Below are 7151 nucleotides of genomic sequence, written 5' to 3'. Positions count from 1 at the left end.
GCTAATGAAGTGAAAAACCAAATTCAAGGCAACAGTGTTGAAAGTGATATTCAGCGTACGATAGCGCACGGATTACTCAATGCAGGCCTTGCGTTGGCAAAAGGTGAGAATGCAGTAGTGCAAGCTTCTGGCGCAATGACAGGGGAAACAGTGGGTATTTTATCGCACTCACTTTATGGCAAAACCCCCGAAGAGCTGACTGAGACTGAAAAGCAGAATATAAGTGCATGGGCAACGTTAACTTCTGGGATTGTCGGCGGTTTAATCAGCGATAATAGTGCAGGTGTTGCCAATGCCGCCCAAGCCGGAAAAGTGGTGGTTGAGAATAACTTGATGGGTGGTACTGAAGATGGGCAAGTTAAGTTTGCTCAAGCCCATGTCAGCGATGTGATGTCTTGTTCAAGTAGTCCTTCTGGTGATGCTTGTATTCGAGGGCAAGCGGTTGATAATGCGTTAAAATTAGCGTTAGTGTCTGGCTTAGGATCAAGTGCTCTAATTGTTGTCGCGGATACAGCCGCCGCAGGTTGTTTAGCCAATCCTGTACTTTGTGCAAATGAAGTTGGTACCTTCATTATTGAAACATTAGGCGCAGAGGCAGCACCAGCTGGCATAGCAATTACAGGAACAGCCGGATATACAGCTAAACTGACAAAAGAACAACTTGTTGAACTTGCTACTTTACAGGCTGTCGCTAAAAAAGAAGGTGTTGAGGTTGCGCCTGAAATTGTGAATAAGGTAATTTCAGGGAAAGTGAATCAGGAAATATCTATTGGATCTTTAACTGGTTCACAAACTAAATTACCACCTAATGCGACATCCGAGAATATACGTTCTTTAGTAAGGGAGAATGAAAGTGCAAGAATACTCTCGGAGAATGGTTTCCACGTTGAACAAAACCCAGTTACATCAGGAATAAAAAATCCTGATTATAAAATCAATGGTGAAATTTTCGATAATTATGCTCCAAGCTCTGGAAATATTAGGAATATATGGAGAGAGGTAGAGAAAAAGGTTGAAAAAGGACAAACAAATAGTGTTGTTATTAATCTGGCGGATACAAAAGTAAGTGTTAGTGATTTACAGAAACAATTTAGTGATTGGCCTGTTAAAGGATTAGATAAAATTATTGTCATAGATCAATCAGGTAAGCCAGTGAGAATTAAGTAGGAGAATGGGATGGCAATTGATATTACATGTTACACCAAGTTAGATGTTGAGTCATTACAGCCTAAATTAGATGTAATTAAGTTAAATTATGGTTATTTATTTGAGCAATCATATCTTATGTATGCAGCTAATGAAGTGTTAGCACATGAACAATTGAAATTTATTGAGGATCGAGTTGAAAAATATAAAAAGGAAACGGATTTGCTAATAGCGGAAGAATTTGGGCTTGAAGAACCGAAGTCATATTTTATGATATCAGTAAATGATAAATCCTTCTCTGAGTTAAACACTTCTGAAGTAGCAGACATACTTAGAAATGAGTTAGGGAAGGAAAATATTATTGTGCTTTTAAATGGTGAAAATCTAATCTAAATATTGTGATAAATCCCAGCTAACTCTTGGAAACAGACTCCTGATTCTAGCCCGATCGATTGAGGCATGTACATGTATAAAAAATTTGATTTATGTATTACTGATTTTAGTAATGATAATGAACCTGGAGATTATTGGTATGATTGCGGTGTCGTTGAATCTGCTAAAATTTTAAGTAAATTCAATGAGGTAGGTTGGATTTACCTATTTGATGAGTTAGTGCATAAATCTATATTTTGGAAAGCTAGATTGGTTGAATGCTTGGGGGATTTAAAAAATAGTCATGAGTTAAATATTATTTTAACGCTCATTGATACTGAGGATTATGACTTATTTATTAGTTGTGTCGACTCGTTAAGGTCTATGGATATAAAAAGTTTTCAAATATTTTTGATCTGAGTTTATTAAGGAAATTATTACAGGATTATACCAACCAATCCGATTTTGGCACGGGGGGTAAATACACCCGCGCAATCCAAGTCATCACCGCATTTGCGCAAGGTGTCATGGGCAACAATATTGTTACCGCGATTGCTAATGGTTCCGTCCCTTATCTTGCTAATGAAGTGAAAAACCAAATTCAAGGCAACAGTGTTGAAAGTGATATTCAGCGCACCATTACCCACGGCTTACTGAATGCCAGCCTTGCGTTAGCAAAAGGTGAGAATGCAGTAGTGCAAGCCTCTGGCGCAATGACGGGCGAAACGGTGGGTATTTTATCGCACTCACTTTATGGCAAAACCCCCGAAGAGCTGACTGAGACTGAAAAGCAGAATATAAGTGCATGGGCAACGTTAACTTCTGGGATTGTCGGCGGTTTAATCAGCGATAATAGTGCAGGTGTTGCCAATGCCGCCCAAGCCGGAAAAGTGGTGGTTGAGAATAATTGGTTGAGCACCAATCAACTAGAAAATTTTGCACATAAAGCAAGAACTTGTGTCGGTGAAGAATGTCAGCAAGTTATTCGTGATATGGTTGATGCCAATATTCGGCAACAGGAAGAAATAAAGCAAATTTGTTCAACCTCACCAGAGCAGTGTAAACAGCAGTATGGATATTTAGTTGAACAATGGAATGCTTTCGATACAGCAATAAAACATCTTGCCGCAGATAAATCGTTGCCTGATGATTTTCGTGATTATTTGCCTGCAGTGTAGTTGAGTATGGATGCGACAGGGCTCACAGTCGAACACAAGTGGGCTAAACGATTTGAGGCAATGGGGCTTGAACCAGAAACAGCTGGTTTGATAGCGATGGCACTTCCCGGAATGATTAATGGTGGAAGTGGTAAAGGTAATCATGGAACAACAGATAAACGAATCAATAACAGCAAGTTAGAATCAGAAAAAAATGCGCTAAATAGAATTGGCGAGAATTCAAACAATACTAAAAATTTTGGTCAGAAAGAAGCTAACTCAGTTTATAATAAACAGCTGATTATAAATGCAGAAAAAATATCAACGGCGAAGCCTGGACAACAAACAGCAGTACCACGGGATCTTAATGAGCAAACATTTTGGAAAGAGGTTCAAGCTAATCCAATTCTGGGAAGTAAATTACTAAATATGAATAAAGATCCTCGTTTCCCTACTAGCGCCGGTTTTCAAAAAATGGAAGCAAAACATAAACTCCCAGATGGACAAACAATAACTATACATTATCAGTTTAATTCAACGACTGGTAAGGCTTATGATATGAAAATCACGTCACCTCAGAGGATGCAACAAGATCCAAAACAAGTGGTGGATACAATAAAGGATAATGTTAAATGAAGATACAAGAATCAGATGGCTCTATTGTTGATATTTTTGCTATTTATTGGTTTGATGATGAAACATATTTTTATGGAATGCCTATTAATTATGGTGGATTGCAAACATATAAAGCTGATGAAGTAAAAATCATTGATAATCAATTAGATTTTAAAACAGTCTTTTTTTCAAATGATGATGCAAAGAGCGTCCATCATTGGGCTTTAATCGAAGAATCATTATTAGATGACTTGCTTGAATTAGATGAAACCGCCTATAAAAGATTTTTAGAGATATTAAAATCTGAAGGCCAGTTAGACGATAATTTTTATTGATAATAGATCCCTGCATTCACAGGGGTCTCCCTTACCCCCTCACTTCTTTGCCAATCGGATAATCAACTGTCCGGTTTTCTTTAATGCAGCAGGAGGAGCATTGACGAATACGATAAATGATGAAAGTGCAACAATGGGGGCAATCACGACAGGAGGTGGAGCATTAATGGGGCATGGATTAGGTAATTTTATAGTAAAACCTGTAACTAATTGGGTTGGTAAAATAATAACAAAAGGCAATAATCCCGGATTTAATGAAGTGTTGAGAAAATATTCAGAGTCAGAGGTTAAGGGAAAGTCTTATATTATGCAGGAAGTATCCGAAAGTAAAATTTCTTCTGGAGCGGATAATATTGGTGGTAGCGGGGCTGCGGAAGTTAGTGCAAGTTATATGCAAGACATAATTAATGAAACTGAAGAATAACAATGAAAAGAATATTTCATATTATTGTACTTATTATAGCATTAATGATTTTATTTACTTTATCATTATTGATTGTTGCAATAGTTACTTATATTAGCATAGATTTGTTCTTTTATTTTTATGCAGAAAGACCTATTTTACTTAGTTTAATTGAATTTAAACGAGCGTTAAGAATGAGCATAGGCGGAGGTATACCCGCAGGGATTGGCTTTGGAATTCTCTATATAAAGGAGAATAAAATATAATGATTTTACACTATTTGGTAAAAGTTTTATTTTTAATATATCACCTTGAGTCTAGCTTTAGACGAAATTAATTATAATATGAATATAAAAATCATCGAATATTTACACTCAGTTTATCTAGAATTACCTATCGATGTTAGCTATATGCGAGGTTATTCTGATGATGAAATAAAAAAAATCGAACGTTTATATGATATTGAAGTTAAAGGTCAGTTATATGATTTTTTAACCAGTATAGGGCGTTGTAGTGGTGGTCTTTTTGGCGATGATCCTCTTCTTTTTTATAGAAATCAAAAAACAATAAGAGGAAGTATATTGATGCAATCAGGAATGAGAGAGGAACTCTCTGCTATTCAACAATATGATTTATTAGATAAAAAACCGTTTTTTATTGCAGTGGAAAGTTATACTCAATACTTTTTTGTTTTAACAGCATCAGTTACACCTAATATCATTTATCAATATGATGAGAATGAAGAAATAGTGGAAGCTACTGATTGGGATCTAAAAAATTATTTGAGATATATAGTTAATGTTTATACTCGAAATTACGACGTTAAGACATCTTTCGATCAACATGGTGAACTAATTATTATTTAAATAGTATGACTAGTCCTGATATAGATTGACAACTTTTCAGGCATAAAACGCTCGATGTACTTCATCGGGCGTTTTATAGTTTAATGATAATTGTGGCCGTTTTTCATTATAGAGTTGAATTGATTCTTCTACTAATTTTCTTGCTTGTTCCAGATTACTGGGTTTTATCAGTAGATACTCCATTTTTAATATTCCATTAATTCGTTCTGCTAAGGCATTTTGATAACAATCATACCCATCAGTCATAGAACATTGAATATTATGCTCTTTATGTATTTTCTGATATTCCGAAGAACAATACTGTATCCCTCGATCTGAATGATGGATTAACGAAGTTGTCGAAGTCCGTTTTTTTAACGCCTGAACCAACGATTTCTTCACTGAACTTGTTTTCATATTATCATCTAAATGATATCCCACGATTTTTCGTGAATACGCATCCGTAATTAAGCTCAAATAAGTATCACCTTCATGTGTCGATAAATAGATAATATCCGCCACCCAAAGCTGTTCTGGTTGTGTGGGAATAAATCCTGACTTAATTAAATTTGGATGCCGATGAAAACGATGATGGCTTAAAGTTGTTCGATGATAAGCCCGTTTATTAGGCACCAGTAACTGATGTTTTTTCAATAAAGAAAATAGCCGATCACAACCAATAACCATCTGTTTTTGCTTTAAAATAAAATGTAATTTACGTCCACCTAGTCGAGGTTGTAAGACTCGTTCAGATTTGACAACGTCAATAATGGCCGAATCGGTTTTCTTTCGTTCCTCAGTTCTATCCAGTCTCTTGTAATAAGCCTGTCGGCTGATCTGCATAAAACGGCAAGCAATTGTTACGGTGAGGTTTTTAACCGTTTTTTCTTTAATAACTCGGTTTTGCACTTTTTTGACAACCGCACTCCAAAGTCTCTATCCATGACTTTAACCACAGCTTCGAAAAAATCGGATTTAAGCCGAGCTTCTTCAAGTTCCTTTTCAAGGCTCTTAATGCGTTGTTCCGGAGTTTGTTGTTCAGAAGATTGAGTCATAGCTGAACCGCTATAAAAAAGTATCAGGGGTACCGTTTGACCAATCTAACCTACCATGCTTACGAAGCCAAACTAAAACAGTAGAGCATCCTTGTATACCGTAGTGATCTTGGGCTTGTTTATAGGTCATTTCGCCTTTTTCAACTTGGTCAACAAGCTGTAATTTAAAAGCGAGAGAATAATCGCGTTGAGTTCGTTTAGTGATTGGTTTCATTACACTCTCCAATTTCAGATTGGAAAAGTGTCAACCTTATTCAGGACGGGTCAGTCATATCTAAAAAAGATCCTAATTTAGGCTAGGATCTTTTTTATTTATTTTCACGTTTTTTTAATAAAACAGGTAAATCAGTATTTTTTTGACTAGACACTGTTTATGACAATCTCTATCTATCAAATTCTATAGATGCGATGAAGTTTAGAGCGAGTCTTGCATTACAAATTAGAAATATTCCAGATGGTGCAGGAATTTCTATTGATACGAGAAACTAGTTATAGAGAGTAATCTCAGTTCCACACAGAAGTCTTTTGAGTTGATTTATTCATTCTCCACCCGTTGAATAAATAGTTATTCGACTGGGAGAATGAACTGAATTTTAGTGTAAATCTGAGTTCTCTCAGCGAAATACAACAGACAGCAAAAACGAAAGTAAAAGCGCTTCTGTTGGCGTTGGTGTGACAGTGGGCTCTGGCGGTGTTGGCGTTAACATTAATGCCAATGGTAGTCGAGGTAAGGGATTTGAAGAGGGCGATCACACCTATTACACCAATACGACGCTAAATGCAGGGCAAACTCTCACCTTACAAAGTGGTCAAGATACAACCCTAAAAGGCGCACAAGCTCAAGGTGATAAAGTTATTGCGAAAGTGGGTGGGGATTTACATCTTGAAAGCCAGCAATCCATTGATGACTACAAATCGAAGCAATCGAGCGAAAGTGTGGGTGGTAGTGTCAATGTGATGGGCACACCGGGAGGTTCAGCCAATATCTCGTTTAGTCGCGATAAAATGGACAGTAAATACCGTTCAGTGGAAGAACAAACCGGCTTATTTGCAGGCAATCAAGGATTTGATCTTACCGTGGGTAAACATACCCAGCTTGATGGTGCGGTGATCAGCAGTAAAGCTGATGCAAAAAATAATCAGTTAGATACAGGTACATTAGGCTTTAGTGATATCCATAATTACGCAGAATATAAAGTTGAGCATCAATCTGGTGGTGTAAG

Annotated in this window: 10 protein-coding genes and 1 pseudogene; 10 read left to right on the top strand and 1 reads right to left on the bottom strand. The window is 36.7% G+C overall.

Annotation, left to right across the window (positions count from 1 at the left end):
* From C0T34_RS17955 to C0T34_RS17915, 9 genes are all read left to right on the top strand, one after another.
* Positions 1 to 1167, top strand: a 1167-nt coding sequence (locus tag C0T34_RS17955; RefSeq protein ID WP_204100992.1) for a VENN motif pre-toxin domain-containing protein, incomplete at its 5' end; no start/stop codon positions are given.
* A gap of 9 nt (positions 1168 to 1176) precedes the next feature.
* Positions 1177 to 1539: a hypothetical protein gene (locus tag C0T34_RS17950; protein WP_109850592.1), complete on the top strand. Its 363-nt coding sequence runs from the start codon at positions 1177 to 1179 to the stop codon at positions 1537 to 1539.
* Positions 1540 to 1611: 72 nt separating this feature from the next.
* Positions 1612 to 1938, top strand: coding sequence for a hypothetical protein (locus C0T34_RS17945; protein WP_109850591.1), 327 nt, complete (start codon positions 1612 to 1614; stop codon positions 1936 to 1938).
* A 107-nt stretch (positions 1939 to 2045) separates the two neighbouring features.
* The gene (locus C0T34_RS17940; RefSeq protein ID WP_109850590.1) at positions 2046 to 2696 is read left to right on the top strand and encodes a VENN motif pre-toxin domain-containing protein; all 651 of its coding nucleotides are present in this window, start codon (positions 2046 to 2048) and stop codon (positions 2694 to 2696) included.
* A gap of 6 nt (positions 2697 to 2702) precedes the next feature.
* The gene (locus tag C0T34_RS18260) at positions 2703 to 3311 is read left to right on the top strand and encodes a hypothetical protein (protein WP_109850589.1); all 609 of its coding nucleotides are present in this window, start codon (positions 2703 to 2705) and stop codon (positions 3309 to 3311) included.
* Positions 3308 to 3625 carry a hypothetical protein gene (locus tag C0T34_RS17930; protein WP_109850588.1) on the top strand — a complete coding sequence of 106 codons (318 nt, stop codon included), beginning with the start codon at positions 3308 to 3310 and terminating at the stop codon, positions 3623 to 3625. The genes C0T34_RS18260 and C0T34_RS17930 overlap by 4 nt, the downstream gene beginning before the upstream one ends.
* Before the next feature lie 100 nt (positions 3626 to 3725).
* Entirely contained in the window at positions 3726 to 4049 is a 324-nt protein-coding gene (locus C0T34_RS17925; protein ID WP_109850587.1) for an adhesin, read from the top strand.
* A 2-nt stretch (positions 4050 to 4051) separates the two neighbouring features.
* Positions 4052 to 4294 (top strand): hypothetical protein, encoded by a 243-nt coding sequence (locus C0T34_RS17920; protein ID WP_109850586.1) that lies wholly within the window; start codon positions 4052 to 4054, stop codon positions 4292 to 4294.
* Between the two features lie 78 nt (positions 4295 to 4372).
* Positions 4373 to 4894 (top strand): hypothetical protein, encoded by a 522-nt coding sequence (locus C0T34_RS17915; protein ID WP_109850585.1) that lies wholly within the window; start codon positions 4373 to 4375, stop codon positions 4892 to 4894.
* 36 nt (positions 4895 to 4930) lie between these two features.
* On the opposite strand, the pseudogene C0T34_RS17910 reads toward C0T34_RS17915, so the two are convergent.
* Positions 4931 to 6142 (bottom strand): annotated as a pseudogene (locus tag C0T34_RS17910) (IS3 family transposase).
* A 458-nt stretch (positions 6143 to 6600) separates the two neighbouring features.
* Between C0T34_RS17910 and C0T34_RS17905 the strand changes: the two are divergent.
* The coding region (locus C0T34_RS17905; RefSeq protein ID WP_239450341.1) for a hemagglutinin repeat-containing protein at positions 6601 to 7151 on the top strand (551 nt) is incomplete at its 3' end.

It is taken from the genome of Proteus sp. CA142267 (genome assembly GCF_003336825.1).
Classification (GTDB): domain Bacteria; phylum Pseudomonadota; class Gammaproteobacteria; order Enterobacterales; family Enterobacteriaceae; genus Proteus; species Proteus terrae.
The sequence above is the reverse complement of the archived record's forward strand: the minus strand, read 5'-3'. Positions and strand labels throughout refer to the sequence as shown.